23 protein-coding genes and 5 tRNA genes are annotated in these 25,915 nt (G+C 62.7%); 21 read left to right on the top strand and 7 right to left on the bottom strand.

The window, feature by feature from the left end; genetic code table 11:
- The first annotated feature begins 17 nt into the window (after nt 1–17).
- Complete coding sequence (locus tag KU43P_RS18370) at nt 18–1,757, top strand: ABC transporter substrate-binding protein (RefSeq protein WP_317658861.1); 1,740 nt, start codon at nt 18–20, stop codon at nt 1,755–1,757.
- Nucleotides 1,758–1,943: 186 nt separating this feature from the next.
- Here KU43P_RS18370 and folD read toward each other — a convergent pair whose 3' ends face one another.
- On the bottom strand, nt 1,944–2,798 hold the full coding sequence (gene folD, locus KU43P_RS18365; RefSeq protein WP_317658859.1) for a bifunctional methylenetetrahydrofolate dehydrogenase/methenyltetrahydrofolate cyclohydrolase FolD: 855 nt from the start codon (nt 2,796–2,798) through the stop codon (nt 1,944–1,946).
- Nucleotides 2,799–3,053: 255 nt separating this feature from the next.
- Here folD and KU43P_RS18360 point away from each other — a divergent pair.
- From KU43P_RS18360 to KU43P_RS18305, 12 genes are all read left to right on the top strand, one after another.
- A tRNA-Arg gene (locus KU43P_RS18360) sits at nt 3,054–3,130 on the top strand.
- A 42-nt stretch (nt 3,131–3,172) separates the two neighbouring features.
- Nucleotides 3,173–3,248 (top strand) — tRNA-His (locus KU43P_RS18355).
- Between the two features lie 53 nt (nt 3,249–3,301).
- Nucleotides 3,302–3,386, top strand: a tRNA-Leu gene (locus KU43P_RS18350).
- Nucleotides 3,387–3,430: 44 nt separating this feature from the next.
- Nucleotides 3,431–3,506, top strand: a tRNA-His gene (locus KU43P_RS18345).
- A 58-nt stretch (nt 3,507–3,564) separates the two neighbouring features.
- A tRNA-Leu gene (locus KU43P_RS18340) sits at nt 3,565–3,649 on the top strand.
- 287 nt (nt 3,650–3,936) lie between these two features.
- Nucleotides 3,937–4,236, top strand: coding sequence for a DUF6388 family protein (locus KU43P_RS18335; RefSeq protein WP_039603708.1), 300 nt, complete (start codon nt 3,937–3,939; stop codon nt 4,234–4,236).
- Between the two features lie 246 nt (nt 4,237–4,482).
- A complete protein-coding gene (gene tig, locus KU43P_RS18330) occupies nt 4,483–5,796 on the top strand; it encodes a trigger factor (protein ID WP_317658857.1) in 1,314 nt (437 codons plus the stop codon).
- A gap of 91 nt (nt 5,797–5,887) precedes the next feature.
- Nucleotides 5,888–6,529 carry an ATP-dependent Clp endopeptidase proteolytic subunit ClpP gene (clpP, locus tag KU43P_RS18325; RefSeq protein WP_060507986.1) on the top strand — a complete coding sequence of 214 codons (642 nt, stop codon included), beginning with the start codon at nt 5,888–5,890 and terminating at the stop codon, nt 6,527–6,529.
- A 108-nt stretch (nt 6,530–6,637) separates the two neighbouring features.
- The gene (gene clpX / locus KU43P_RS18320) at nt 6,638–7,921 is read left to right on the top strand and encodes an ATP-dependent Clp protease ATP-binding subunit ClpX (RefSeq protein WP_176512098.1); all 1,284 of its coding nucleotides are present in this window, start codon (nt 6,638–6,640) and stop codon (nt 7,919–7,921) included.
- Nucleotides 7,922–8,083: 162 nt separating this feature from the next.
- Nucleotides 8,084–10,480 carry an endopeptidase La gene (gene lon / locus KU43P_RS18315; protein WP_317658854.1) on the top strand — a complete coding sequence of 799 codons (2,397 nt, stop codon included), beginning with the start codon at nt 8,084–8,086 and terminating at the stop codon, nt 10,478–10,480.
- 152 nt (nt 10,481–10,632) lie between these two features.
- Nucleotides 10,633–10,905, top strand: a complete 273-nt coding sequence (gene hupB / locus KU43P_RS18310; RefSeq protein WP_317658853.1) for a nucleoid-associated protein HU-beta — start codon at nt 10,633–10,635, stop codon at nt 10,903–10,905.
- Nucleotides 10,906–11,088: 183 nt separating this feature from the next.
- A complete protein-coding gene (locus KU43P_RS18305; RefSeq protein WP_317658852.1) occupies nt 11,089–12,960 on the top strand; it encodes a SurA N-terminal domain-containing protein in 1,872 nt (623 codons plus the stop codon).
- A gap of 77 nt (nt 12,961–13,037) precedes the next feature.
- Here KU43P_RS18305 and KU43P_RS18300 read toward each other — a convergent pair whose 3' ends face one another.
- A complete protein-coding gene (locus KU43P_RS18300; RefSeq protein WP_317658851.1) occupies nt 13,038–14,078 on the bottom strand; it encodes a patatin-like phospholipase family protein in 1,041 nt (346 codons plus the stop codon).
- Nucleotides 14,079–14,232: 154 nt separating this feature from the next.
- Between KU43P_RS18300 and KU43P_RS18295 the strand changes: the two genes are divergently transcribed.
- The 3 genes from KU43P_RS18295 to KU43P_RS18285 all read left to right on the top strand — a co-directional run bounded on the left by KU43P_RS18295 (nt 14,233) and on the right by KU43P_RS18285 (nt 16,180).
- Nucleotides 14,233–14,511: a hypothetical protein gene (locus tag KU43P_RS18295; RefSeq protein WP_016394418.1), complete on the top strand. Its 279-nt coding sequence runs from the start codon at nt 14,233–14,235 to the stop codon at nt 14,509–14,511.
- Nucleotides 14,512–14,525: 14 nt separating this feature from the next.
- Nucleotides 14,526–15,305, top strand: a complete 780-nt coding sequence (locus KU43P_RS18290; protein ID WP_317658850.1) for a CHAD domain-containing protein — start codon at nt 14,526–14,528, stop codon at nt 15,303–15,305.
- A 77-nt stretch (nt 15,306–15,382) separates the two neighbouring features.
- Nucleotides 15,383–16,180: an acyl-CoA thioesterase gene (locus KU43P_RS18285; RefSeq protein ID WP_317658849.1), complete on the top strand. Its 798-nt coding sequence runs from the start codon at nt 15,383–15,385 to the stop codon at nt 16,178–16,180.
- 14 nt (nt 16,181–16,194) lie between these two features.
- Here KU43P_RS18285 and KU43P_RS18280 read toward each other — a convergent pair whose 3' ends face one another.
- From KU43P_RS18280 to KU43P_RS18270, 3 genes are all read right to left on the bottom strand, one after another.
- Nucleotides 16,195–16,563 carry an Mpo1-like protein gene (locus KU43P_RS18280; protein WP_317658848.1) on the bottom strand — a complete coding sequence of 123 codons (369 nt, stop codon included), beginning with the start codon at nt 16,561–16,563 and terminating at the stop codon, nt 16,195–16,197.
- A gap of 75 nt (nt 16,564–16,638) precedes the next feature.
- Nucleotides 16,639–18,117, bottom strand: a complete 1,479-nt coding sequence (locus KU43P_RS18275; protein ID WP_317658847.1) for a methyl-accepting chemotaxis protein — start codon at nt 18,115–18,117, stop codon at nt 16,639–16,641.
- A gap of 126 nt (nt 18,118–18,243) precedes the next feature.
- The gene (locus KU43P_RS18270; protein WP_317658846.1) at nt 18,244–19,041 is read right to left on the bottom strand and encodes a TatD family hydrolase; all 798 of its coding nucleotides are present in this window, start codon (nt 19,039–19,041) and stop codon (nt 18,244–18,246) included.
- Between the two features lie 154 nt (nt 19,042–19,195).
- Here KU43P_RS18270 and KU43P_RS18265 point away from each other — a divergent pair, with 154 nt between their 5' ends.
- The 3 genes from KU43P_RS18265 to greB all read left to right on the top strand — a co-directional run bounded on the left by KU43P_RS18265 (nt 19,196) and on the right by greB (nt 21,613).
- Entirely contained in the window at nt 19,196–20,602 is a 1,407-nt protein-coding gene (locus KU43P_RS18265; RefSeq protein WP_317658845.1) for a transglycosylase SLT domain-containing protein, read from the top strand.
- 217 nt (nt 20,603–20,819) lie between these two features.
- Nucleotides 20,820–21,128, top strand: a complete 309-nt coding sequence (locus tag KU43P_RS18260; protein ID WP_317658844.1) for a hypothetical protein — start codon at nt 20,820–20,822, stop codon at nt 21,126–21,128.
- An 11-nt stretch (nt 21,129–21,139) separates the two neighbouring features.
- Nucleotides 21,140–21,613 carry a transcription elongation factor GreB gene (gene greB / locus KU43P_RS18255; protein ID WP_317658843.1) on the top strand — a complete coding sequence of 158 codons (474 nt, stop codon included), beginning with the start codon at nt 21,140–21,142 and terminating at the stop codon, nt 21,611–21,613.
- 111 nt (nt 21,614–21,724) lie between these two features.
- Here the strand turns inward: greB and KU43P_RS18250 are convergent, their stop codons facing one another.
- A complete protein-coding gene (locus tag KU43P_RS18250) occupies nt 21,725–24,232 on the bottom strand; it encodes an ABC transporter permease (protein ID WP_317658842.1) in 2,508 nt (835 codons plus the stop codon).
- Complete coding sequence (locus KU43P_RS18245) at nt 24,232–24,915, bottom strand: ABC transporter ATP-binding protein (protein WP_317658841.1); 684 nt, start codon at nt 24,913–24,915, stop codon at nt 24,232–24,234. The genes KU43P_RS18250 and KU43P_RS18245 overlap by 1 nt, the downstream gene beginning before the upstream one ends.
- Nucleotides 24,916–24,925: 10 nt before the next feature.
- On the opposite strand from KU43P_RS18245, the gene KU43P_RS18240 reads away from it, so the two are divergent.
- Together KU43P_RS18240 and KU43P_RS18235 are read left to right on the top strand one after the other, a co-directional pair.
- Nucleotides 24,926–25,531 carry an arylesterase gene (locus tag KU43P_RS18240; RefSeq protein ID WP_317658840.1) on the top strand — a complete coding sequence of 202 codons (606 nt, stop codon included), beginning with the start codon at nt 24,926–24,928 and terminating at the stop codon, nt 25,529–25,531.
- Nucleotides 25,532–25,589: 58 nt separating this feature from the next.
- Nucleotides 25,590–25,871 (top strand): hypothetical protein, encoded by a 282-nt coding sequence (locus KU43P_RS18235; protein ID WP_317658839.1) that lies wholly within the window; start codon nt 25,590–25,592, stop codon nt 25,869–25,871.
- Nucleotides 25,872–25,915 lie beyond the last annotated feature (44 nt).

Genomic DNA, 25,915 nt, shown 5'->3' with positions numbered 1-25,915 from the left:
TCAATCGGGAGATCACAATGTTCCAGAACAATCATAAACGGCGACATTTGACCCTGGCCGCGTTGCTGGTGCTGGCCAGCGTGCAGGGCACGGCGTGGGCCGACCAGTACGAGGACGCGGCGAAAAAATGGATCGGCAGCGAGTTCAAGCCGTCCACCCTGACGCCAGAGCAGCAGTTGGCGGAGCTGCAGTGGTTCATCAAGGCTGCCGAGCCGTTTCGGGGGATGAAGATCAACGTGGTGTCCGAAACCATCACCACCCATGAATACGAATCCAAGGTGCTGGCCAAGGCGTTTTCCGAGATCACCGGTATCCAGCTCACCCACGACCTGCTGCAGGAAGGCGATGTGGTGGAAAAGCTGCAGACGCAGATGCAGTCAGACAAGAACATCTATGACGGCTGGGTCAACGACTCCGACCTGATCGGTACGCATTTTCGCTATGGCAAGGTGGAATCTATCACCGACCTGATGGCCAACGAAGGCAAGGACTACACCTCGCCGACCCTGGACCTGAAGGACTTCATCGGTTTGTCTTTCACCACCGCCCCGGACGGCAAGGTCTATCAGCTGCCTGACCAGCAGTTCGCCAACCTGTACTGGTTCCGCGCCGACTGGTTCGAGCGGCCGGAGCTCAAGGCCAAGTTCAAGGAAAAATACGGGTACGAGCTGGGTGTGCCGGTGAACTGGTCGGCCTACGAGGACATCGCCAAGTTCTTCAGCGAGGACGTCAAGGAAATCGACGGCAAGCGGGTGTACGGCCACATGGATTACGGCAAGAAGGATCCGTCGCTGGGCTGGCGCTTCACCGACGCCTGGTTCTCCATGGCCGGCGGCGGCGACAAGGGCCTGCCCAATGGCTTGCCGGTGGACGAGTGGGGGATTCGCGTGGAGGACTGCCACCCGGTGGGCTCCAGCGTGACCCGCGGTGGCGACACCAATGGCCCGGCGGCGGTGTACGCGACGCAGAAGTACGTTGACTGGATGCGTGCCTATGCGCCCAAGGAGGCCCAGGGCATGACCTTCTCCGAGGCTGGCCCGGTACCCGCCCAGGGCAACATCGCCCAGCAGATCTTCTGGTACACCGCCTTCACCGCCGACATGACCAAGCCGGGGCTGCCGGTGGTCAATGCCGACGGCACGCCGAAGTGGCGCATGGCGCCGTCGCCCAAGGGGCCGTATTGGGAGGAGGGGATGAAGCTGGGCTATCAGGACACCGGTTCCTGGACCTTCTTCAAGTCGACCCCGCAGAAGCAGCGCCTGGCCGCCTGGCTGTATGCGCAGTTCGTCACGTCCAAGACCGTGTCGCTGAAGAAGACCATCGTCGGCCTGACACCGATTCGTGAGTCGGACATCAACTCCCAGGCCATGACCGACCTTGCGCCCAAGCTGGGTGGGCTGGTGGAGTTCTACCGCAGCCCGGCGCGGGTGCAATGGACCCCGACCGGCACCAACGTGCCGGACTACCCACGCCTGGCGCAATTGTGGTGGAGCCATATCGCCGAAGTGGCCAGTGGCGAGAAGACCCCGCAGGAGGCACTGGATGGCCTGGCGCGCGATCAGGACAGGATGATGGAACGGTTGCAGCGCTCAAATGCACAGGCGACCTGTGCGCCGAAGCTCAACCCGGAGAGGGATGCCCAGTACTGGTTCGACCAGCCGGGCGCGCCGAAGCCGAAGTTGGCCAACGAGAAACCCAAGGGCGAGACCGTCAGTTACAACGAACTGCTGAAGTCGTGGGAGGCGGCGCGCAAGTGATCGGCTAGGGACTGCGTTGGCTCCATCGCCGGCAAGCCGGTTCCCACAGGTACCGCGCAGCGCTCAACCATTGTGCAGCGCCTGTGGGAGCCGGCTTGCCGGCGATGGGGCCGGAACAGCCTGCCCACAAAATCCAGGCAAAAAAACGGCACCTGACAGAGGTGCCGTTCTTCATTTCACGCCATCTTACTTGTGCAGCTCTTCGGCTGCATACAGCGTGTTTTCCAGCAGGCAGGCCCGGGTCATCGGCCCGACGCCACCCGGCACCGGGGTGATCCAGCCGGCGCGTGGCAGGGCAGTCTCGTAGACCACATCGCCAACCAGTTTGCCGTCGTCCTGGCGGTTGATGCCCACGTCGACGACGATGGCGCCTTGCTTGATCCACTCACCTTTGACCAGCCCCGGCTTGCCGGCAGCCACGACCACCAAGTCGGCACGGCCGACGTGGCCGGCCAGGTCCTTGGTGAAGCGATGGCAGACAGTCACGGTGCAGCCGGCCAGCAGCAGCTCCATGGCCATCGGACGGCCGACGATGTTGGACGCGCCGACGATGACCGCGTCCATGCCGTACAGGTCCTGGCCGGTGCTTTCCAGCAGGGTCATGATGCCTTTTGGCGTGCACGGGCGCAGCAGCGGGATACGCTGGGCCAGGCGGCCGATGTTGTAAGGGTGGAAGCCATCGACGTCCTTGTCCGGGCGGATGCGCTCGAGCAGCAGCGAGGCATCCAGGTGCGCCGGCAGCGGCAGCTGAAGCAGGATGCCGTCGACGGCCGGGTCGTCGTTGAGGCGGTCGATCAGCTCGGTCAGGGCTTGCTGCGTGGTATCGCTGGGCAGGTCGAAGGCTTGCGAAATGAAGCCGACCTCTTCGCAGTCCTTGCGCTTGTGCGAGACATAGACTTGGGAGGCGGGGTCGGTGCCGACCAGGATCACCGCCAGGCCCGGCGTGCGCAGGCCTTGCTGGCGACGCTCCTCGACACGTTGAGCGATCTCTTTGCGCAGGTTGGCGGCGATCGCCTTGCCATCGATTAGGTGTGCAGTCATAGACGCGTGATTAACCATCGAGAAAGGAACAATAAAGAGGGCGCATTCTCGCACGACACGGCCCGAGGGCAAAGGCGGGTGGTCGGGCAAATCCCCTAACCCCTTAAATAATTTAAATTTTTTTGAGAAAGGTGTTGACGCTCCAACGGCTCGCCTATAAGATTCGCCGCACTTGTCGGGCACAGCCTAGCACTGGTTGGCGAAGTCGGGCAGAATGAGTGGTTTGTCGCTTGTTCGGTTAGGCTTTAAGCTTATGCGCCCGTAGCTCAGCTGGATAGAGCATCCGCCTTCTAAGCGGATGGTCGCAGGTTCGAGTCCTGCCGGGTGCGCCATTAGGCAGCTTGGGCAAGCAAGTAAGGCTGTATAGCGATATGGTGGGCGTAGCTCAGTTGGTAGAGCGCTGGATTGTGATTCCAGTTGTCGTGGGTTCGATTCCCATCGTCCACCCCATATTCTTCAGAGGCGCCTTGATGTAGATCTGGCGCCTTTGTTTTAAGCGCTACGCGGACGTGGTGAAATTGGTAGACACACTGGATTTAGGTTCCAGCGGCGCAAGCTGTAAGAGTTCGAGTCTCTTCGTCCGCACCATGTTTCTGTAAAGCAGTACCGCAGCATCGCAAGACCGCAATATGGTGGGCGTAGCTCAGTTGGTAGAGCGCTGGATTGTGATTCCAGTTGTCGTGGGTTCGATTCCCATCGTCCACCCCATATTCTTCGAAGGCGCCTTGATTGTATAATCGGGCGCCTTTGTTTTTTTCTGCCTTTCGCGGACGTGGTGAAATTGGTAGACACACTGGATTTAGGTTCCAGCGGCGCAAGCTGTAAGAGTTCGAGTCTCTTCGTCCGCACCATATTTGCTTTCGTTCTCATCTGATTGGGGCGAGATGCCTGAAAAGCCGCTTATTGCGGCTTTTTTGATTTTCGGGGTGCTGCTGGGTGTTTGCCTCGGATGTGTGGTGTTGCGCAAACTGAGCGCCGCCCGCGCGGCGCTCGATTTGCGCATCTCTGCAACCCTCAGAGCGAGCGCATCGCTGCCACCACATAATCCCCCTTGCAATCCTCTGGTGGCACCCCAATAAAAGCTGATAGATTTCAGCCGGTTGAAACGCCGGCCCGTAGGCCGGTAGAGGATTACCCCATGATTGCTAAAGAAGCCCGCCAGGCCCTGGCGCTGCAGCGATTCGCCGAAGCGAACCCGCAACTGCTCGAAGAGATTCGCGAGCTCGATGCGCGTGAGCAGGCCCAGCAGATCGAGTGGGCATTCGAGGATGCCGCCGATGAGCAGGGTATCCAACCCTGGGAGCTGGCGCTGCAACTGATCGCCGAAAGCCCCGAGCAGCTTCAGGCCATGCGCCTGGAAACCCATCGCGAAGTGGCCGAGGCGCTTGGCATGGCGTGGGAAGAGTATTGCCAGTTCAACGAAATCGACCCCGAATAAGGGCGTTTTCCGCGGCTGCAGTTGTTTGACAAGGTATTTCGGTTGCAGGGCGCCAAAGGCGTTGTGCAGCCCACTTATATTAAGAGGCCCGGCGGCACGCCGTGCGGGCCTTGCAAGCTAATCGACCGGCGTAGTTTCCCGTCGTCCCGGGTGGGGTGACTTCTGCTTCATGACTCACTAGAATGCTTGCCCTTGATTCTGGAGTCGGGCTATCGCCGGCTAACGTCTGTGCAACGAGGAATATCCATGCAAGTTTCTGTTGAAAACACTTCCGCTCTCGAGCGCCGCATGACCATCGCCGTTCCGGCCGAGCGCGTCGAGAACGAAGTCAACAAGCGTCTGCAGCAGACTGCCAAGCGCGCCAAGGTCGCGGGCTTCCGCCCAGGCAAGGTGCCGATGAGCGTGATCCGCCAGCGTTTCGAAGCCGATGCCCGTCAAGAGGCTTTCGGTGACCTGGTTCAGGCTTCCTTCTACGAAGCCATCGTCGAGCAGAAGCTGAACCCGGCTGGCGCACCTGCCGTTGAGCCGAAATCCTTCGAAAAGGGCAAGGATCTGGAATTCGTCGCCATCTTCGAAGTATTCCCTGAATTCACCGTTGCTGGCCTGGACTCGATCAAGGTCGAGCGTCTGAGCGCCGAAGTGGCCGATGCTGACCTGGACAACATGCTGGAAGTGCTGCGTAAGCAGAACGTCCGCTTCGAAACCGTCGAGCGCGCTGCCGAGAAAGACGACCAGGTCAACATCGACTTCGTCGGCAAGATCGACGGCGAAGCCTTCGCCGGTGGTTCGGCCAAGGGCACCCAGTTGGTACTGGGCTCCGGCCGCATGATCCCAGGCTTCGAAGATGGCCTGGTAGGCGCCAAGGCGGGCGAAGAGCGCGTTGTCAACGTGACCTTCCCTGAGGACTACCAGAACCTGGACCTGGCCGGCAAGGCCGCCGAGTTCACCATCACCGTCAACAGCGTGTCGGCTCCTCAGCTGCCAGAACTGAACGAAGAATTCTTCGCCCAGTTCGGCATCAAGGAAACCACCCTGGAAGGCTTCCGCGCCGAAGTTCGCAAGAACATGGAGCGTGAGCTGCGCCAGGCGATCAAGACCAAGGTCAAGAACCAGGTCATGGACGGTCTGCTGGCCGCCAACCCGATCGAAGTGCCGAAAGCCCTGCTGGAAAACGAAGTCAACCGTCTGCGCGTTCAGGCTGTTCAGCAGTTCGGTGGCAACATCAAGCCTGAGCAACTGCCGGCCGAGCTGTTCGAAGAGCAAGCCAAGCGCCGCGTCGTGCTGGGCCTGATCGTCGCCGAAGTGGTCAAGCAGTTCGAGCTGAAGCCGGACGACGCCAAGGTTCGCGAGATGATCGAAGAAATGGCTTCGGCTTACCAGGAGCCTGAGCAGGTCATCGCTTGGTACTACAAGAACGACCAGCAGCTGAACGAAGTCCGTTCGGTTGTGCTGGAAGAACAAGTTGTAGATACTGTTCTGCAGAAAGCGACTGTGACCGACAAGTCGGTCTCGTACGAAGATGCCGTAAAGCCAGCACAGGCGCCTGCCGAAGCTGAGTAATACGTCTCTCTCGTAGGAAACCCCCACAAGCCAGCCTTCGCGCTGGCTTGTGCGTATTCAAGCCATGACTATTTGGGAGTGAGCGCAGGACATGTCCCGCAATTCTTATATTCAGCAGAGCTCTGACATCCAGGCCGCAGGCGGCCTGGTCCCGATGGTTATCGAGCAGTCCGCCCGTGGCGAACGTGCCTACGACATCTACTCGCGCCTGTTGAAGGAGCGAGTGATCTTCCTGGTTGGCCCGGTAGAGGACTACATGGCCAACCTGGTAGTGGCCCAGCTGCTGTTCCTTGAAGCGGAAAACCCGGACAAGGATATCCATCTTTACATCAACTCCCCAGGCGGTTCGGTGACTGCTGGCATGTCGATCTACGACACCATGCAGTTCATCAAGCCAGACGTCTCGACCATCTGCATCGGCCAGGCTTGCAGCATGGGTGCCTTCCTCTTGGCCGCAGGTGCCAAGGGCAAGCGCCACTGCCTGCCGAATTCGCGTGTGATGATTCACCAACCGCTGGGCGGCTTCCAGGGCCAGGCGACCGATATCGAGATCCACGCCCAGGAAATACTCAACATCAAGGCGCGCCTGAACGAGTTGCTGGCCTACCACACCGGCCAGGACCTCGAGACCATCAAGCGCGACACCGAGCGTGACAACTTCATGAGCGCCTCGCGCGCGGCCGAGTACGGCCTGATCGACTCGGTCTACGACAAGCGGCAACTGGTCTCCTGAACCCAGGTACCAGAGCAGGTAGGTGCCGAAAGCGCCTACCTGCGGACTTGAAAAAGCCCGCAATTGCCTTCATCTTGTGTTGCAAGCCTACCGGATTGGATCGATCGAATGACTGACACCCGTAACGGCGAGGACAGCGGCAAATTGCTTTATTGCTCCTTCTGCGGCAAAAGCCAGCACGAAGTGCGCAAACTGATTGCCGGGCCCTCGGTATTTATCTGCGACGAGTGCGTCGACCTGTGCAACGACATCATCCGTGAGGAGGTGCAGGAAGCCCAGGCCGAGAGCAGCGCGCACAAATTGCCTTCGCCGAAAGAAATCAGCGGCATCCTGGACCAGTACGTAATTGGTCAGGAGCGCGCCAAGAAGGTGCTGTCCGTAGCGGTGTACAACCACTACAAGCGCCTGAACCAGCGTGACAAGAAGGGCGACGAAGTCGAACTCGGCAAGAGCAACATCCTGCTCATCGGGCCTACCGGCTCGGGTAAGACCCTGCTCGCCGAAACCCTTGCACGCCTGTTGAACGTACCGTTCACCATTGCCGATGCCACCACCCTGACCGAAGCCGGTTATGTGGGTGAGGACGTCGAGAACATCATTCAGAAACTGCTGCAGAAGTGCGACTACGACGTGGAAAAGGCCCAGATGGGCATCGTCTACATCGACGAGATCGACAAGATCTCGCGCAAGTCGGACAACCCGTCCATTACCCGTGACGTTTCGGGTGAGGGCGTGCAGCAGGCGCTGTTGAAGCTGATTGAAGGCACCGTGGCTTCCGTGCCGCCCCAGGGCGGTCGCAAGCACCCGCAACAGGAATTCCTGCAGGTCGATACCCGCAACATCCTGTTCATCTGCGGTGGCGCCTTCTCCGGCCTGGAAAAGGTCATCCAGAACCGCTCCACCAAGGGTGGCATCGGTTTTGGCGCCGAAGTACGCAGCAAGGAAGAGGGCAAGAAGGTCGGCGAATCGCTGCGCGAAGTCGAGCCGGACGATCTGGTGAAGTTCGGCCTGATCCCCGAGTTCGTCGGCCGCCTGCCGGTGCTGGCGACCCTTGACGAGCTGGATGAGGCTGCGCTGATGCAGATCCTCACCGAGCCGAAGAACGCCCTGACCAAGCAGTACGCCAAGCTGTTCGAAATGGAAAGCGTTGACCTCGAGTTCCGCAGTGACGCCCTCAAAGCCGTCGCCCGCAAAGCCCTGGAGCGCAAGACTGGCGCCCGTGGCCTGCGTTCGATCCTCGAAGGCGTGCTGCTCGACACCATGTACGAGATTCCTTCGCAGAAGGAAGTCAGCAAGGTGGTGATCGACGAGAGCGTCATCGAAGGCACGTCGCAGCCGCTGCTCATCTACGAGAACAGCGAGCCGCAAGCCAAGGCCGCGCCCGACGCCTGATTCAGGTGATTGCCGGGTGACGGTTGCAAGCAGAAGGGGCCTACGGGCCCCTTTCTGCTTTTCCTATACAAGCGCTTGTAATTTCCCAAGCGTGCCCCCACATTAGGTCCAAGCATCATTTCCACCGGTTTCCGGCCATAAGGCCGCTGTAGAGGCGAAATCATGAAGACCACCCTCGACTTGCCTCTTTTGCCATTGCGCGATGTCGTTGTTTACCCGCACATGGTCATCCCGCTGTTCGTGGGGCGTGAAAAGTCCATCGAAGCCCTCGAGGCGGCGATGACGGGCGAGAAGCAGATCCTTCTGCTGGCCCAGAAAAATCCAGCCGACGACGACCCAGGCGAAGACGCCCTGTATCGCGTCGGTACCGTCGCGACCGTGTTGCAACTGCTGAAGCTGCCCGATGGTACCGTCAAGGTGCTGGTCGAGGGTGAGCAGCGCGGTGCGGTCGAGCGGTTCAGCGAAGTGGAAGGGCACATCCGTGCCGAAGTGTCCCTGATCGACGAAACCGACGCCGCCGAGCGCGAGTCGGAAGTGTTCGTGCGCACCTTGCTGTCGCAGTTCGAGCAGTATGTGCAACTGGGCAAGAAAGTCCCGGCCGAAGTGCTGTCCTCGCTGAACAGCATCGAAGAGCCTGGACGCCTGGTCGACACCATGGCCGCGCACATGGCGCTGAAGATCGAGCAGAAGCAAGAGATTCTCGAGATCGTCGACCTGACTACCCGGGTCGAGCACGTCCTGGTCCTGCTGGACGCCGAAATCGACCTGCTGCAGGTCGAGAAGCGCATCCGCGGCCGGGTCAAGAAGCAGATGGAGCGCAGCCAGCGCGAGTACTACCTGAATGAGCAGATGAAGGCCATTCAGAAAGAACTCGGCGACGGCGACGAAGGCCACAACGAAGTCGAAGAGCTGAAAAAGCGCATCGAAGCCGCCGGCCTGCCCAAGGATGCCCTGGCCAAGGCCCAGGCTGAGCTGAACAAGCTCAAGCAGATGTCGCCGATGTCGGCCGAGGCCACTGTGGTACGTTCCTACCTCGACTGGCTCGTGCAGGTGCCGTGGAAGGCCCAGAGCAAGGTCCGCCTGGACCTGGCCAAGGCCGAGGAAATCCTCGACGCCGACCACTACGGCCTGGAAGAGGTCAAGGAGCGTATCCTCGAGTACCTCGCGGTTCAGAAGCGCGTCAAGAAGATCCGTGGCCCGGTGCTGTGCCTGGTCGGCCCGCCTGGCGTCGGCAAGACCTCGCTGGCGGAGTCGATCGCTGCCGCGACCAACCGCAAGTTCGTGCGCATGGCCCTCGGTGGTGTGCGTGACGAGGCCGAGATCCGTGGCCACCGTCGTACCTACATCGGTTCGATGCCGGGCCGCCTGATCCAGAAAATGACCAAGGTGGGTGTGCGTAACCCGCTGTTCCTGCTCGACGAGATCGACAAGATGGGCAGCGACATGCGTGGCGACCCGGCCTCGGCGCTGCTGGAAGTGCTCGACCCCGAGCAGAACCACAATTTCAACGACCACTACCTGGAAGTCGACTACGACCTCTCGGACGTGATGTTCCTGTGTACCTCGAACTCGATGAACATTCCGCCGGCGCTGCTCGACCGCATGGAAGTCATCCGCCTGCCGGGCTACACCGAGGACGAGAAGATCAACATCGCGGTCAAGTACCTGACGCCCAAGCAGGTCAAGGCCAACGGTTTGAAGAAGGAAGAGCTGGAGATCGACGTCTCGGCGATTCGCGACATCATCCGTTACTACACCCGTGAAGCAGGCGTGCGTGGCCTCGAGCGGCAGATCGCCAAGGTCTGCCGCAAGGTGGTCAAGGATCACACTGGGCAGAAGCAGGTGAAGGTCAAGGTCACCAGCGAGCAGCTCGAGCATCTGCTCGGCATTCGCAAGTTCCGCTACGGCCTGGCCGAGCAGCAGGATCAGATCGGCCAGGTGACAGGCCTGGCCTGGACCCAGGTGGGTGGTGAACTGCTGACCATCGAGTCGGTGGTCATCCCCGGCAAGGGGCAGTTGATCAAGACCGGGTCGCTTGGCGACGTCATGGTCGAATCGATCACAGCCGCGCAAACCGTGGTCCGTAGCCGTGCCCGCAGCCTGGGCATCGCGGCCGACTTCCACGAGAAGCACGATGTGCACATCCACATGCCCGAGGGCGCCACGCCCAAGGACGGCCCGAGTGCCGGTATCGGCATGTGCACTGCGCTGGTTTCGGCGCTGACCCAGATTCCGGTGCGTGCCGATGTGGCCATGACCGGCGAAATCACCCTGCGTGGCCAGGTTCTGGCGATCGGCGGGCTGAAGGAAAAACTGCTGGCAGCACACCGTGGTGGAATCAAGACGGTGATCATTCCCGAGGAGAATGTTCGCGATTTGAAGGAAATTCCGGAAAATATCAAACAGGATCTGCAGATCAAACCGGTCAAATGGATTGACGAAGTCCTGCAAATTGCGCTGCAATACGCCCCGGAGCCCTTGCCAGATGTGGCTCCCGAGATTGTCGCGAAAGATGAAAAGCGCGACGGCGATGCTAAGGAAAGAATCAGCACGCATTAGTAGTTTTTGCTTGGGGGGCTTTCCTTGACAGTTTTTTCGGGGCCTTGCTATAAAGCGGCACGCTATTGTCGACAAGCCACCCAGCACACGTTTCATAAGCTTTTCATTACATACTTAGAAACAAACTCAATAGAGAAATAAGGGGACTTAGAGTGAACAAGTCGGAACTGATTGACGCTATCGCTGCATCGGCTGACATTTCCAAGGCTGCCGCCGGCAAGGCTCTGGATGCTGTGATCGAGTCCGTGACCGGTGCCCTGAAACAAGGCGACGACGTCGTCCTGGTCGGCTTCGGTACTTTCTCGGTCAAAGAGCGCGCTGAGCGCACCGGCCGTAACCCGCAAACCGGCAAGGCGATCAAGATCGCTGCCGCCAAGGTTCCAGGCTTCAAGGCTGGCAAAGGCCTGAAAGACGCCGTCAACTAAGTCGTCTCTTTCAGCCGGACCCGGCTTGGCCAGGTCCGAGCACGCTGATGGCGGGTCGCAAACGTTCCCGCCTGACACGTTTGCTAAGAAAAGGCGCATCCTCGGATGCGCCTTTCTTTTATCAGGATTCTACCCACGCTCCGCGGTTGTCGACGCAGTGGTACAGCCGTTTCTGGGGGACGCATGCTGCAAAATATCAGGGACAATTCACAAGGTTGGATTGCCAAGACCATCATCGGCCTTATCGTCGTGCTGATGGCGTTGACCGGCTTCGATGCCATTTTCAAGGCCACTACCCATAGCCAGGACGCCGCCAAGGTGAACGGGCAAACCATCAGCCTGAACGAGCTGAGCCAGGCGGCCGACATGCAGCGCCGCCAGCTCATGCAGCAGTTGGGCAAGGATTTCGACCCGGCACTGCTGGACGAAAAGCGGCTGCGTGAAGCCGCACTCAAAGGGCTGATCGAGCGCAAGCTGCTGTTGGAGGGTGCCGAAAACGCCAAGTTCGCCTTCTCCGAGGCCGCGCTGGATCAAGTGATCCTGCAGACCCCGGAGTTCCAGGTCGATGGCAAGTTCAATGCCGACCGCTTCGATCAGGTCATCCGCCAGCTGGGCTATGGCCGCATGCAGTTCCGCGACATGCTCGCCGAGGAAATGCTGATCGGCCAACTGCGCACCGGCATCGCCGGCAGCAGCTTCGTCACCGACCAGCAGGTCGATGCGTTTGCCCGCCTGGAAAACCAGACCCGCGACTTCGCCTCCCTGACCTTCAAGGCCGATCCGGCCGCAGTCAAGGTCAGCGACGAAGAGGTCAAGGCGCACTATGACCAGCACGCCAAGGAGTTCATGACGCCGGATCAGGTCGTCATCGACTACATCGAGCTGAAGAAGTCGGCGTTCTTCGACCAGGTCAAGGTTACCGACGAAGAGCTCAAGGCCCAGTACGAGAAGGAAATCGCCAACCTCGCCGAGCAGCGTCATGCGGCGCACATCCTCATCGAGGTCAACGACAAGGTCACCGAGGCGCAGGCCAAGGCCCGCATCGAAGAAATCGAGCAGCGCCTGGCCAAGGGTGAAGACTTCGCCAAGCTGGCCAAGGAGTTCTCCCAGGACCCAGGTTCCGCCAACAACGGTGGTGACCTCGGCTTCGCCGGCCCGGGCGTATATGACCCAGCGTTCGAAACCGCCCTGTACAAGCTGAACGACGGCCAGGTTTCGGCACCGGTGCGTACCGATTTCGGTTATCACTTGATCAAGCTGCTGGGTAAGCAGGCGCCTGAAGTACCGAGCTTCGCCAGCCTGAAGGACAAGCTGACCCACGACCTGAAGATGCCGCTGGTCGAGCAACGCTATGTCGATGCCAGCAAGCAACTGCAGGACGCCGCCTACGAGGCTGCGGACCTGGCCCAGCCGGCTCAGGACTTGAACCTCAAGGTGCACACCTCGGCGCCGTTCGGCCGTGAGGGTGGTGAAGGCATCACCGCCAACCGTGGCGTGATCCAGGCCGCATTCTCCGAGGAAGTGCTGGAGGAGGCCGCCAACAGCACCGCCATCGAGCTGGACCCGGAAACCACCGTGGTGCTGCGCGTCAAGGAGCACCGCAAGCCTGCGCAGATGCCGCTGGAAGCCGTGGCCAAGAACATCAGCGAGCAACTGGCCAAGGACAAGGCGACCGCCGAACTCAAGGCCAAGGCGGACAAGCTGATCGCCGGCCTGCGTGACGGTTCCATCGCGGCCACTGTTGGCCACGACGGGCAGAACTGGAAAGCGTTCGAGGCAGTCACCCGCGGCCAGGAGGGCATCGACCCTGCTGAACTGCAGGCGCTGTTCCGCCTGGCCAAGCCGCAGGCCAAGGACAAGCCGGTGTACGGCAGTGTGGTCCTGGCCGATGGCAGCCTGGTCGTGCTGCAGCTCAAGGGCGTCAACGAAGGCGCGGTTGCCAGCGATGAGGAGAAGCAGCAGATTCGCCGCTACCTCGCTTCGCGCGCTGGCCAGCAGGACTTCGCGGCGTACCGCAAGCAGCTGGAAAGCACTGCCGACATCACTCGCTACTGAGTGGTGGTCCGATAACGAAACAGGCCGCTTGATGCGGCCTGTTTTTTTGCTGTAGGAGCGCGAGTGCAGGGTTCGCGCTAGCGCTTCTCGCCTTCGTAGTTATCCAGTGTATCCCGCGCAATCTCCCGCCCCAGGGCAATCAGTTCCGGCGCCTTGTAGAACTCGAAAAACCGGCACACCCGCTTGGGCACGTTGATCAGCACGTCCGGCGGATACCCCGCGATCTTGTACTGCGCCAACGACGTTTGCATCACCTCGAAACTCTGGTTGATCAGATCCAGCAGCGAAGCCGGCCCGACGTTGTCGATGATGAACGAGCCCGTGGCTGACTTGGGCGCTCCCTCGCTCTCCGGCGCCGCCGCCGGTTGCTGGGCTTCAGGGTTGGCCGCATCGGCCAGCCAGGGGTTGGGTGGCGCCAGGCCCTCGGCGACGATCTCCTGTTCGATGCGGATTAACTCCTCGGCAGGCTTGCGCCGAAATGGCAGGCGCGAGCCCAGCGAGCTGAGCAGCGCATCGAAACGCATCTTGAACGCCGCCGGGCGTTCAATCACGGGGAGCTGGTACTGCTTCTGGTTGGTGGAGTTGAGGTTGACCGCAATGATCAGGTCGCAATGGCTCGACACCACCGGCACGATCGGCAGGGGGTTGAGGATGCCGCCGTCGACCAGCATGCGGTTCCCCTGCATCACCGGTGTGAACAGGCTCGGGATCGCAGCCGAAGCACGCATGGCCTGGTGCAGGCAGCCTTCCTGGAACCAGATTTCCTGTTGGTGGGTAAGGTCGGTGGCCACCGCCGTGTAGGGGATGCGCAACTGCTCGATGTTGATCTCGCCGACGATCTTGCGGATCTGGCCGAACACCTTGTCACCGCGAATAGCGCCCAGGCGAAAGCTCACGTCGACCAGACGCAGCACGTCGAGGTAGTCCAGGCTTTCGATCCAGTTGCGGTAGTCCTCCAGCTTGCCGGCCGCATAGATACCGCCGATGACCGCGCCCATGGAGCAGCCAGCGATACAGGCGATGTCGTAACCGCGCCGTTCGATTTCCTCGATCACGCCGATGTGGGCGTAACCCCGAGCGCCCCCAGATCCCAACACCAGTGCCACACGTTTGCTCATGATCCATCCCCGCGCTGTGCAACCATGGTCCTACAATGCACCGAGCGTTGCCTGTGCTTCAATGTAGACTCTAGGCAAAACCTGCCGGAAGCGGCACTTTTCGGGTGCCCGAGCGTCGAACAGCCACTTTATCCCAACCATTGAGGTACCGCTGATGAAAGCCTGGATTTCCCTTCCTCTGATTGCCCTGGCCCTGGCTGGCTGCGCGGGCAAGACGGCCTACCGCGATAGCTGCGCGACGCAGCTGGATGCCGCCTGGAAGGAGCTTGACCTGGCCAAGGCTGAAGGGTTTGCCGGTACCGTCAGTTACTCCAAGGCGCTGTCGCTGCTGACCGGGGCCAAGACCCAGCAGCAGTTCGAAGGTTTTGAAGGTTGTACCCATAAAGCCGAAAAAGCGCGTTTCTATATTCGTGAGTCGCGCGCCGGGCGCTGACCGAGGAGCGTCGTATGTCTGCCATGCTCGATCATGTGGTTGCCCAGATTCTGGCCTTGCAGGTGCATCTGATGGCCTGCCGTGAGCGCTTGGCTGCCGATACCGACAGCGAGGCGCTGCATGATCTGCGCATCGGTGTGCGGCGCTTGCGCAGCTTGCTGCGGCCGCTGCGCGGGTTGCCAGGTGTCGAGCAGCTCGAGGAGGCGGCAAAGGCGCTCGGTACCCTGACAACCCCACTGCGCGATCGCGAGGTGTTGGCGGGCGAATTGCTCAAGCGCGGTTTGCGTGACGCCGGGCAGCGGCGCCTGCAAGGGCGCGGCACAACGTTCACCCGTGTGGCCAACAGCTCCCAGTTGGGCCGGGTGTTGGCCATCCTCGACGCGTTTCCGCTCTTCCTGCGCGCCGCAGGGCGCGAGGGCCTGGCCACGTCGTTGGGCAGGCGCGTCGACAAACGTTTGGTCAAACAATGGCAGAAGTTGCGTGATGCGTTGCAGGATCCCGCCCATGATCGCCACCGTCTGCGTTTGCTGATCAAGCGCGTGCGCTACGGCGATCAGGCCTATCCGCAACTGGACCATGCGGGGCGCAAACTGCAAGGCCTGCTGAAAAAGGCCCAGGGCGATCTGGGGGGCTGGCATGATCGGTTGCAATGGCTGCTACAGGCGCGTGAGCAGGCTGATCTGGCGCCGTGCAAGGTCGACTGGGAGCAGGAGCTGCATGAGGCCGAACGCAAGTCAGATGCCACGCTGGAGGCATTGCAGGCGACGCTCGAGCGGCGCAAGCCCGGCAAATGACCGATATGCGGGCTGATCCTGCGCGCTTTGCTGGCTAGTATGGGCAGACACCCAATGCCGCATGCAGGAGCCGGCCCATGAATTTCAACCAACTGCTCGACGCCGTGCAGGCAAGCCCCGAAGGGGTCTGCATTCCGGCAACCTGGGCCCAGGGGCGCGCCGCCTTCGGTGGTCTGATGGCTGCCATGGTCTACCAGGCCATGCGCGGAAAACTCTGCGATAACCGCCCCGTGCGCTCCCTGGCAATCAGTTTCGTCGCCCCGGCGGCGCCGGATGTGCCAACCCGCTTCGAAGTCGAAGTGCTGCGTGAGGGCAAGGCAGTCAGCACTCTGCTGGGCCGTGCGATCCAGGGCGGGCAGGTGGTGACCTTGGTGCAAGGCAATTTCGGCGCATCCCGGCCTTCTGTGGTCGAGGTGCCCGCGTTGCCCGCCCCGGACATGAAAGCGCTCGAACAGGCTGCTCCGGAGCTGCCTTATATCAAGGGCATTACGCCCGAGTTCATGCGCCATGTCGCCTTGCGCTGGGCGGTCGGCGGGTTGCCCTTCAGCGGCAACCCGTCACGCCAGATGGGCGGTTGGGTGCGCTTGCGCGATGTGGCCGAAGAACAGGTCAACGAGGCTCACCTGCTGGCTCTGGTCGATGCCTGGCCGCCAAGCCTGATGCCGTTTCTCAAGCAGCCTGCCGCGGGCAGTACACTGACCTGGACCATCGAATTCATTCAGCCGGTTGCGTCGCTCTCGACGCGAGACTGGTGCCGTTACTGCGTTGAAACCGAGCATGCCCGGGAGGGTTACGGGCATGCGGCGGCAGCGCTGTGGACGGCGGACGGGGCGCTACTGGCGTTGAGCCGGCAGACGGTTACCGTGTTCGCCTGAACACCGGGCAGGCATCACCGCCGATGCTTGTGCCGCTCACGCCAGGCCTTCAACCAGGCGCCGCTGAGCACGAAGCGGGGAAAGGTGATGAACTGCTCGGTCAGCAGGCGCTGCATGGCGTCCTTGCGACTGGCAAACGGCTCTGGCTGTTCGGCCTCCAGACGGTGGCCCTGGCGCTGCAGGCCCAGGCCGGCGAACAAGGCAATGACGCCGACCGCGATCTGCCCCAGATCCAGGGCGAACAGCCCGGACAGCACCAGCAATGCCCCGAGGATGAACAGTGGCACCGCAATCAGGTGCAGCACCAGGTTGGTCGGATGGCGGTGGTTGTGGTGATAGCCGCGCCATTGCCAGGCGGGCAAATTCGGCAGTCGCTTGTTCATGGGCATTTCCTCGCGGTCATGCCCAAAGCTTAGTGCTGCGTTTGCAAGCCAGCCAATCAAGGCTGGCTATGGTGACTATAGCTTTAGTTGGCCAATGGCCTTGTTCAGCTCGCCCGCCAACGCGGCCAGCTCGTTGCTGGTAGTTGCCGAACCGACTGTCTGCTGCACGGTCTGCTCGGTGACGTCACGAATGCTCACCACGGCGCGGTTCATTTCTTCGGCCACCTGGCTCTGCTGCTCGGCAGCCACCGCGATCTGCGTGTTGCTCTCGCGCATCTGCGCCACGGCGCCGGTGATCTCGGCCAGCGCCGCGCCAGCTTCCTGGGCCTGGCGTACGCAATCGTCGGCCTTGTACGAGCTTTCCTGCATGAACTCCACTGCATCGCGGGTACCGGCCTGGAGGTCGGCGACCATGTGAGTGATCTCGTCGGTGGAGGTTTGCACGCGCTTGGCCAGGTTGCGCACCTCGTCGGCCACCACGGCGAAACCACGGCCCAGGTCGCCGGCGCGCGCCGCTTCGATGGCAGCATTGAGCGCCAGCAGGTTGGTCTGCTCGGCGATACTGTGAATGACCCCGACCACGCTGTTGATCTTCTGGCTGTCCTCGGCCAGTTGGCGAATCATCTCGGCCGTCTGCTGTACGCCGCTGGACAGCCCGGCGATCGAGTCCTGTACGCGGCCAACCACGTCCTTGCCACTGCCGGCCAGGTCATCGGCGGTCTGCGACAGGTCGCGGGTGGCGCCGGCGTGTTGGGCGATGTGGTGCACGGTGGCCGACATTTCATTGATGGCGGTAGCGGCCTGGTCGGTTTCGCTCTGCTGGCCGAGCATGCCGTGGCGCACGTCGTTCATGCTCGCGGCCAGGCGTGCAGCACCGGCGTCGAGCTGCGCAGCGGTGCGTGCCACGGTGCCTACCACGCGGTGGTAGGTCTGCTGCATGGCATTGAAGGCGCCGGCCATCTGGCCGACTTCGTCGCCGCTGGCCAGCGGTACCCGGGCAGACAGGTCGCCGGTCTTCTCCACGTGCAGCATCACGTCCTTGAGGGTGTTGAGCTGGCTCAGCAGGAAGCGGATCAACAGCTGCGAGGCGCAGAGCATGGCCAGCATCAGGATCAGCACGCACACGGCGTAATTGCTGAAACGTTCGAAGAACACCTGGCGCAGGCTTGGCGACTGGGCCAGCACGGCCACCTGTTGCTCGCCATGGCGAAGTACCTGGGCGCCACGCAGCGGGTTGTCGCCGAAGATCCAGGCGGCAGGCAGCGCCACCCAACCCTGGGCATCGCGCAGGGTATCCAGTGTTTCGCCGGCAACGCTCGGGGCCTGTCCGGCTTGCCAGACGATTACGTTGGCCTGCCGGGGCAGGGCTTGCCCGGCAGGCCAGGCCGACAGCAGCTCGGCCTGAGCCCGGGCTTGAGCCTGCGCCGCATCGGCACGGGCACGTTGCTCCAGGTGCACGGCATAAAGCACCAGCAGCAGGGTCGTGACAAAGGCCACTGCGTTGACGGCCCAGAATTTGTACTTCAGGGAAATATTGCTAAGCCAGGCACCCATGGGTAGGTCTTCTCTGAGTTGAGCGGAAACAGTATTGGCAAGGTGCCATCATTGTGCCCGCTCACTCCAGGGAAGCGTTGATGTGAATCAACAAATGGTTCCCGCCCGGTGCGATCATGCCAGCGTTCAAGCGAGCTGAAAGAATGCCTGGGCCGTCGCCGTGGTATGCGCCGCAGTCAGTTCCATGCTTTCACCTCGGTGTTGCGCCACTTCGCGCAGCACTTCGGGCAAGAACGCCGGCTCGTTGCGCCCGTTCTTCGGTTTCGGCCGCAGGCTGCGTGGCAGCAGGTAGGGCGCATCGCTTTCGAGCATCAGGCGCCCTTGCGGGATGTTGTTCACCAGCGGATGCAGGTGTGTACCCCGGCGCTCGTCACAGATCCAGCCGGTGATACCGATGTGCAGGTCCATGTCCAGGTAGGCGAACAGCGCCTCACGCTCGCCGGTGAAGCAATGCACCACCGCAGCCGGCAAATGGTCACGGTAATCCTTGAGGATGGCCAGCAGGCGTGCGCTGGCATCGCGCTCATGCAGGAACACGGGCAGGTGCAGCTCGGCCGCCAGCGCCAGTTGGGCCTGCAAGGCCTTTTCCTGGAGCGGGCGAGGGGAGAAGTCGCGGTTGAAGTCCAGCCCGCATTCGCCCACGGCGCGCACCCGCACTTCACCGAGCAGATGGCGCAATTGCCGCTCGCTATCGGCGCCCCAGGATTTGGCATCGTGGGGGTGTACGCCGGCTGTGGCGAACAGGTGCTGGCCGTCGGCGTCGAGTTGCAGGCACAGCGCCAGTGCCTGCTCGCTGACCGCAAGGCTGGTGCCGGTGAGGACCATCTGCATCACGCCTGCGTCGATGGCGCGCTCGACGATGGCGGCCTGCTGGTCGTGGAAACTGCTGTTGGTCAGGTTGACGCCGATATCGATCAGTTGCATGGTGCTACCTCGTGCCGCGGGGCGGCCAGCATAGCAAAAAGCGCGATACTCGGAAAAAAGCCAAGAACTTCAGCCTGTTGCCGTGGTCTTTTACCGTCATTTATCACGAACGTAACCTATGGATAACGCCCACCCGCTGCGGACACGTTCTCACATGCTGCGAGTTTTGCTGACCCTGCTGCTGATGCTTGGGCTGACCGCGGTCGGCTCGGCCTGGGCACGTCTGCCAGGGCCCCAGCAGCACGTGCCTGCGAGCAAGGTCCGAGACCTCGACCAGATTCGCCACAGCAAGGTGCTGCGCGTGCTGGTCAATCAGAGCCGCAACAGCTCCGGTGAGGTCAAGGGTGAACCGGTGGGCATCGAGTACTACCGTTTGCGAGGGCTTGAGCACTACCTCAATGCCCGTGCCGGCGATGGCCAGCAGATTCGCCTGGAGCTCATCCCCCGGGCCAAGGAGCAGTTGTTGGGCGCCTTGCAGCGAGGTGAGGGCGACCTTGCCGCGCCGGGTGAACTGCTGGACCCGGCAGGGGTTGGCGGTGTGGAAGGCAGCGCGCCCGTGGTTGACCAGGTGCCCTTGTGGCTGGTCGGGCGCAAGGGGGAGCGCAGCTACACCCGCGTCGATCAGCTTTCCGGGCGCACCGTGGCGCTGACCAGTGGCAGTGCTGCCGGTGCGCTGATCCAGCAGCTCAACCAGCAGCTGGCACTGCGAAAGCGGCCGCCGATCAAGGTCGAATGGGTGGATTCGACCCTGGCGGTGGAAGACGTGCTGGAGATGGTCCAGGCCGGTATCTATCCCCTGACCATTGTCGAGCGGCCGATCGCCCAGCGATGGGCTCGGGTGATGCCGCGGCTGCGACTGGACAGCCGCCTGCAGCTTGGCCCGCCGCAAGCCATGCGCTGGTATGTACGACGTGACGCGACCCTGTTGCTGGCGACGGTGGATCGCTACCTGCAAGGCTATCGCGCCCCCGAGAACCAGGACGCGGCGTTCGAGCGCATCTACCGTCGCCAGTACCGTGTGCACAACCCCTTGGCCAGCAAGGACCGCCAGCGGCTGGTCGCGTTGCGCCCGGTGTTGCAGAAGCATGGCCAGGCGCAGCAGATAGACTGGTTGAACCTTGCCGCGCTGGCCTTCAAGGAGTCCACGCTCAATACCCAGGCTCGCGGCAGCGGCGGCGCGCATGGCCTGATGCAGATCACCCCGTCGGCAGCGCAGCGGGTCGGCGTCAGCAATACCGGCACGGTCGACGGCAATGTCCAGGCCAGTGCCCGTTACCTGGCGCTGATCCGGCGCAAGTTCTTCGCCAGCCCGAAGATCAACGAACGCGAGCGCATGGCCTTTGTGCTGGCGGCTTACAACCTCGGCCCGGAGCGGGTCCAGGCCATGCGCGTCGAGGCGCGCAAGCGGGGCCTCAATGGCAATCAGTGGTTCTTCCAGACGGAGCGGGTGGCCATGGAGCAGGTAGGCATGGGGCCGGTCAACTTCGTCAACAGCGTGAACAAGTACTTCCTGGCATTCAACCGCGAGCGTGCGAAGCTCGAGCGTGTGGCCAAGCGCTGATTTCACGCGCTCGCCTGCATGGCCGACAAGCTGCGATCAAGGTCTACTTGCAGCTTGCCGCTCAAGGCTCTAGGATACCGCCTGCGCCGATTTAAACAGCTACTTGCGGGGCGCGGGAAAACCCTTGCCACGGGTCGTCCGAAATACCGCTAAAGCGCTGGTTCGGTGACGCCTCCCACCGCTGCCCAGCGGGATTTGCGAGGCGGAGAGAATCTCCATGAGTTGCCCACGTACCAGTGTCTGTCTGAGCCCATTGCCTGCCCACCAGGCATCCCGCACACCGCGCATCCTGCTCGGCGGCCCCCATCAGCCTACCCTTTTGCGGCACCTTGAAGGCCTATCCCGGCGCAAGGGCCAGGCGCGAGCATTCCTGATCCAGTTCGCGGAAACCGCCTGCCACCTCGAGCAGTTCGGCAATGACCGTTTCGACCTGGCCGTGATTCAGGCACCTGCCCCACAGGACGCTGCCGAAGTGATCGGCCACCTCACCCGCATCGCACGCCAGGGCCTGATCACCCGACGCTGAGGAGCGCGCTGTTGAGCACCAACATCATCACCACGCAAGGCCATGAGGCGCTGAAAAAGGAGCTGGACCATCTGTGGCGGGTGTATCGCCCGGAGATCACCCAGAAAGTCGCATGGGCGGCGTCGTTGGGTGATCGCAGCGAGAATGCCGACTACCAGTACAACAAGAAGCTGCTGCGCGAGATCGACCGTCGGGTCCGTTACCTGCGCAAGCGTCTCGAGGACGTCAAGGTGGTGGCCTATTCGCCGCAGCAGGAGGGCAAGGTGTTCTTCGGCGCCTGGGTCGAGATCGAAAATGACGAGGGTGAGACCAAGAAGTTTCGCATCGTCGGTTATGACGAGATTTACGGGCGCAACGACTACATATCGATCGATTCGCCCATGGCCCGTGCTCTGCTCAAGAAAGAGGAGGGTGACGAGGTGGTGGTGCACACGCCGACGGGTGAAGCGACCTGGTATGTGAACAGCATCAGCTATGGGCAATGAAGTGATGCCACCTGGGCGGGCCTCATCGCCGGCAAGCCGGCTCCCACAGGGAGCGTATTGACCTTACTGTGGGAACCGGCTTGCCGGCGATGAGGCCCGCTCAAACCACCACTATCCTTCCCGCAATACCGCCAGCGGGCTCGCATTCAGTGCCCGGCGCGTCCCCAGCACCCCAGCCCCGCCCACCAGCAGCGCCCCGACCACCGGTAGCACCAGCAGCCAAGGATGCGGGCTCCACTGCAAGTCGAACGCATAGCGATACAGCACCAGGGTAATCAGCTCGCAGCCCACTGCAGCCAAAGCACCACTGGCCGCCCCCAGTAGCCCGAACTCAATGCGTCGTGCCTTTACCAGCAGCGGCCTTGCCGCGCCGAGGGCGCGCAGCAAGGCGCCTTGGCGAATTCGCTCATCCAGCGTCGCCTGCAACCCGGCGAACAGCACAGCCAGCCCCGCTGCCAGTACGAACAACAGCACGTACTCGACTGCCAGGGTGACCTGGGCAAGGATGCTGCGCAGTTGCTCCAGCAAGGCATCGACCTGCAGGATGGTGACTGCCGGGAAGGCCCGCGACAGTGCCACCACGTCCAGATCATGCCCTGCTGCGAGGTAAAAGCTGGTGAGGTAGGTGGTCGGCAGGCCTTGTAGGGTGCCGGGCTGGAAGATCATGTAGAAGTTCGGTTGGAAGCTGTCCCAGTGCACGCTGCGCAGGCTGCTCACGCGGGCCTGGCGCTGCTCGCCGCCGATGTCGAACGTCAGCAGATCGCCAAGCTGCAGTTTCAGGCTGGCGGCCAGCTCGGCTTCCACCGAAACTCCCGGGATATCGTCCCCTGAGGGCAATTCCCGCCACCATTGGCCTGCACTCAGGGCATTGCCGGCAGGCAAGTCGGCCGCCCAGGTGAGGCTGAGGTCGCGCTGCACCGCGCGTTCGCCTGCAGAGTCCTTGCTGACCAGCTGGCGCACCGGCTGGTCGTTGATCTGGGTGAGCCTGCCAGGCGTTACCGGATACAGCGGTGCCGATGCAGCATTCACATCATGCAGGCGCTGGGCGAAGGCATGGCGATCGTCGGGCAGGATATTCAGGGCGAAATGGTTGGGTGCGTCCTTGGGAAGTTGCGCCTGCCAGGTGTCGAGCAGTTCCGCACGGAGCAAGGCAACCAGCGCCATGGCCAGCAGAATCAGGCCGAAGGCCAGGGCCTGGCCGGCCGCCGCCATCGGGTGGCGCAGCAGTTGGCCCAGGCCCAGGCGCCAGGTCAATGGTGCGCCTGCAAGCAGCCGACGCAGGCTGCGCAGGCCAAGCAGCAGCAGGCCGCCCAGCAGCAGCGCGGCAAGCAGGCCGCCACCGAGCAGGGCGAAGGTCAGCAGCAGGTCGAGGCTCAGCCGCCACATGATCAGGCCCAGCGCGAACAGCGCGGCGCCATACACCAGCCAACTGCTCGGCGGTACGGGCAGCAGGTCGCGGCGCAGCACTCGCAGCGGCGGCACCTGGCCCAGGGCGGCGATCGGTGGCAGGGCGAAGCCGGCGAGGGCGACCAGGCCGGTAGCGATGCCCGCCAGGGCCGGCACGATACCTGCCGGCGGCACCTCACTGGGTAGCAACCCGTGCAGCAGGCGGAACAGGGCCAGTTGAGCCAGCCAGCCGAGCACGGCACCCGCCAGTGCGGCGACCAGCCCGAGCATGGCCAGTTGCAGGCAATACAGGCCCAGCGCCTGGTGCCGCGAGAGCCCCAGGCAGCGCAGCAGTGCGCTGGCATCCAGGCGGCGGGCGGCATAGCGGCTGGCCGAGAGTGCCACGGCGACGCCCGCCAGCAGCACCGCCACCAGGCTGGCCATGTTCAGGTACCGTTCGGCCTTGCCCAGGGCGCCGCCGATCTGGCGGTTGCCATCGCGGGTATCCAGCAGGCGCTGATTGGCGGCGAGATCCTTGATCAGGCCCTGGCGGTACTGGGCCAGGGCCTCGGTGTCGCCGCGCCACAGGTCGCGGTAACTGACCCGGCTGCCAGGCTGGATCACGCCTGTCGCCTGCAGGTCGGCGAGGTTCATCATCACCCGAGGTGTAAGGCTGTAGAAGTTGTTGGCGCGGTCCGGCTCGTAGGTCAGTACGCGGCTCATGCGCAGGGTCTTCATGCCGACATCGATGCTGTCGCCGACCTTCAACCCCAGCGCGGCCAGCAGCCGTGGCTCGACCCAGGCCTCACCCGGCGCCGGGCCGCCCCCAGCGGTTTCCTCGGCATAGGGCGCGGCGGCGCTGCGCACCTGGCCGCGCAACGGGTATGCGGTGTCGGCGGCCTTGATGCTGGAGAGCTGTATGCCGGCATCGCCGCCCACCACACTGGTGAACTCCACGACCTGGGCGTGGCGCAGCCCCAACGCCGCGCCGGCCTCGATCTGTTCGGCGCGGGCCGGTGCGCTACCCTGCAGCACCAGGTCGGCACCCAGGAATTCGCTGGCGCGCAGTTGCATGGCACCGTTGAGGCGAGCGCCGAAATAGCCGATGGCGGTGCTGGCGGCAACGGCGACCAGCAGTGCGAAAAACAGCACGCGCACTTCGCTGGCGCGAATATCCCGCAGCAACTGGCGCAAGGCCAGGCCGCAGAGGCGGAGCAGGGGCATGTGGGTCATCAGGCCTCCACCGGCGCCACCAGGCGGCCAGCATCCAGGCGGATCTGGCGACGGCAACGCCGGGCCAGGCGTTCGTCGTGGGTCACCAGTACCAGGGTGGTGCCATGCTCCTTGTTCAGTTCGAACAGCAGGTCGCTGATGCGCTCGCCGGTGTGGCTGTCGAGGTTGCCGGTGGGTTCATCGGCGAACAGCACATCAGGTTGCGCGGCAAACGCACGGGCGATTGCCACCCGCTGCTGCTCGCCGCCCGACAGTTGGCGTGGGGTATGGCTCAGGCGTTTGCCCAGGCCGACGCGTTCGAGGAGAGTGCGGGCGTGTTCGCGGGCATCGCGGCGGCCGTCCAGCTCCAGGGGCAGCATGACGTTTTCCAGTGCGTTGAGGCTGTCGAGCAGTTGGAACGACTGGAACACGAAGCCCACATGCTCGGCGCGAACGCGGGCGCGCTGGTCCTCGTCCAGTGGGCCCAGGTCGTGCCCGGCGAGGATGACCTTGCCGGCGCTGGGGCGATCCAGCCCGGCGAGCAACCCGAGCAGGGTCGACTTGCCCGAGCCCGAGGCGCCGACGATGGCCAGGCTGTCGCCCTGTGCCAGGTCGAGGGAGAGGGCGTGCAGGATGGTCAGGTCGCCTTCCGCGCTGGGGACCACTTTGCTAAGGTGCTGCGCAACGAGAATGCTGGGGCCCATGGAGAATCCGATGCGAGTGTGGTGGTTGAGTGCCGGTCTGGCCTTGTGTTGCCTGGCCCAGAGCGCGGTGGCGGGAACACTGCTGGTTGTCGGCGATAGTATCAGCGCCGGTTTTGGCCTGGATACCCGTCAGGGCTGGGTCTCTCTGTTGCAGACCCGGCTCAAGGACGAAGGTTTCGACGATCAGGTGGTCAATGCGTCTATCAGTGGCGATACCAGCGCGGGTGGCCAGGCGCGCCTGCCGGCGCTGCTTGCAGCGCACAAGCCGAGCCTGGTGGTGCTGGAGCTAGGCGGCAACGATGGCCTTCGCGGGCAACCGCCAGAGCAATTGCAACAAAATCTTGCTTCGATGATCGAGCGTTCGCGGGCGGCGGGTGCCAAGGTGCTGTTGCTGGGCATGCGCCTGCCCCCCAATTATGGCGTGCGCTACACCACGGCGTTCGCCAAGGTGTATGAGCAGCTGGCGACGGAAAAACAGGTGCCACTGGTGCCGTTCTTCCTCGAAGGCGTGGGCGGTGTACCGGAGCTGATGCAGGCCGATGGCATCCACCCGGCGCAAGGGGCCCAGCAACGCTTGCTGGAAAATGCCTGGCCGGCGATAAAACCCTTGTTGTGACGCTTTAAACGGGGCCGGCTTTCGGCTAATGTTGCGCCCCCCGTTTCGAGAGCCCCCGATGCCGCGCCCTGCCTGGTCCTTGTTTGCCTACCAACTGATCGAGCCCGATGAGCAGCTCGACCTGTTCGCTTGCCAGGAAATTCGCGTCCACCTGGTGGCCCGCCAGCTCGAGCTGGGCGTGCCGGTCGATCGCACGCTGTGTGGTGGCCTGCTGCCGGCTCAGCCACGCTGGTCGGGCGTGCCACGCTCGATCTACCGCGACAATCGCTTGTGCGACCTGTGCCGGGCGATTCTCGATGCCCAGCGGCGCGGCATGCGCCCCATCTGGCCGGAACTCTGAACGCCTTTCATCATCTGAAACGCTTGGTAGGCCGCCGATGCCTC

The organism is Pseudomonas sp. KU43P (assembly GCF_033095865.1).
Lineage (GTDB): Bacteria > Pseudomonadota > Gammaproteobacteria > Pseudomonadales > Pseudomonadaceae > Aquipseudomonas.
The sequence above is the reverse complement of the archived record's forward strand: the minus strand, read 5'-3'. Positions and strand labels throughout refer to the sequence as shown.

Excerpts from the sequence above, each read along its gene's own strand:
- KU43P_RS18295 (WP_016394418.1), top strand. The coding sequence starts at position 14,233 with ATGAAAGCCTGGATTTCCCTTCCTCTGATTGCCCTGGCCCTGGCTGGC.
- clpP (WP_060507986.1), top strand. The coding sequence starts at position 5,888 with ATGTCCCGCAATTCTTATATTCAGCAGAGCTCTGACATCCAGGCCGCA.
- KU43P_RS18280 (WP_317658848.1), bottom strand. The coding sequence starts at position 16,563 with ATGAACAAGCGACTGCCGAATTTGCCCGCCTGGCAATGGCGCGGCTAT.
- KU43P_RS18305 (WP_317658852.1), top strand. The coding sequence starts at position 11,089 with ATGCTGCAAAATATCAGGGACAATTCACAAGGTTGGATTGCCAAGACC.
- KU43P_RS18300 (WP_317658851.1), bottom strand. The coding sequence starts at position 14,078 with ATGAGCAAACGTGTGGCACTGGTGTTGGGATCTGGGGGCGCTCGGGGT.
- KU43P_RS18270 (WP_317658846.1), bottom strand. The coding sequence starts at position 19,041 with ATGCAACTGATCGATATCGGCGTCAACCTGACCAACAGCAGTTTCCAC.
- KU43P_RS18290 (WP_317658850.1), top strand. The coding sequence starts at position 14,526 with ATGTCTGCCATGCTCGATCATGTGGTTGCCCAGATTCTGGCCTTGCAG.
- clpX (WP_176512098.1), top strand. The coding sequence starts at position 6,638 with ATGACTGACACCCGTAACGGCGAGGACAGCGGCAAATTGCTTTATTGC.
- KU43P_RS18285 (WP_317658849.1), top strand. The coding sequence starts at position 15,383 with ATGAATTTCAACCAACTGCTCGACGCCGTGCAGGCAAGCCCCGAAGGG.
- KU43P_RS18265 (WP_317658845.1), top strand. The coding sequence starts at position 19,196 with ATGCTGCGAGTTTTGCTGACCCTGCTGCTGATGCTTGGGCTGACCGCG.
- KU43P_RS18250 (WP_317658842.1), bottom strand. The coding sequence starts at position 24,232 with ATGACCCACATGCCCCTGCTCCGCCTCTGCGGCCTGGCCTTGCGCCAG.
- KU43P_RS18370 (WP_317658861.1), top strand. The coding sequence starts at position 18 with ATGTTCCAGAACAATCATAAACGGCGACATTTGACCCTGGCCGCGTTG.
- KU43P_RS18275 (WP_317658847.1), bottom strand. The coding sequence starts at position 18,117 with ATGGGTGCCTGGCTTAGCAATATTTCCCTGAAGTACAAATTCTGGGCC.
- KU43P_RS18335 (WP_039603708.1), top strand. The coding sequence starts at position 3,937 with ATGATTGCTAAAGAAGCCCGCCAGGCCCTGGCGCTGCAGCGATTCGCC.
- KU43P_RS18235 (WP_317658839.1), top strand. The coding sequence starts at position 25,590 with ATGCCGCGCCCTGCCTGGTCCTTGTTTGCCTACCAACTGATCGAGCCC.
- KU43P_RS18260 (WP_317658844.1), top strand. The coding sequence starts at position 20,820 with ATGAGTTGCCCACGTACCAGTGTCTGTCTGAGCCCATTGCCTGCCCAC.
- folD (WP_317658859.1), bottom strand. The coding sequence starts at position 2,798 with ATGACTGCACACCTAATCGATGGCAAGGCGATCGCCGCCAACCTGCGC.
- KU43P_RS18240 (WP_317658840.1), top strand. The coding sequence starts at position 24,926 with ATGCGAGTGTGGTGGTTGAGTGCCGGTCTGGCCTTGTGTTGCCTGGCC.
- lon (WP_317658854.1), top strand. The coding sequence starts at position 8,084 with ATGAAGACCACCCTCGACTTGCCTCTTTTGCCATTGCGCGATGTCGTT.
- KU43P_RS18245 (WP_317658841.1), bottom strand. The coding sequence starts at position 24,915 with ATGGGCCCCAGCATTCTCGTTGCGCAGCACCTTAGCAAAGTGGTCCCC.
- tig (WP_317658857.1), top strand. The coding sequence starts at position 4,483 with ATGCAAGTTTCTGTTGAAAACACTTCCGCTCTCGAGCGCCGCATGACC.